1 protein-coding gene is annotated in these 372 nt (G+C 48.1%); it reads left to right on the forward strand.

Going from position 1 to position 372, the window contains the following annotated elements:
• Positions 1-181: 181 nt before the first annotated feature.
• Positions 182-372: helix-turn-helix domain-containing protein (locus tag SB822_RS55370; RefSeq protein WP_410858880.1), on the forward strand; the 191-nt coding region annotated here is incomplete at its 3' end.

Here is a 372-nt window from a genome sequence, read left to right on the forward strand (position 1 = left end):
GTTCGCGCCGGATTTTCTGCACGTTAAGACCAATTACCGAACGTATATCCATATAACAACGGTTGCAGGGGCGTACATTATATGACGACACACTTTAGTGAACATTTGACTTGACATCGAAGTTACGAAAGGACTTTAATGCGCATTATATGGAACAGCGTTCTGATAATAGGAACAATAAATGAGCAGCAATCTCTCACTGGAAAAAGGCCTTTTGATCCTCAATCTGCTCAAAGAAGCACGAGAGGCGCTCGGGGTGCGAGAAATTGGCCGGCGGCTTGACTTAACACCTTCGGTGGCCCAGAGGCTGCTGAACAGCCCTGCGTCTCAGGGGTACGTCGAGCAGGAAAGCAATCGTCGCTATCAGATTGG

It is taken from the genome of Paraburkholderia sp. SIMBA_054, assembly GCF_046534875.1.
GTDB classification, from domain to species: domain Bacteria; phylum Pseudomonadota; class Gammaproteobacteria; order Burkholderiales; family Burkholderiaceae; genus Paraburkholderia; species Paraburkholderia hospita.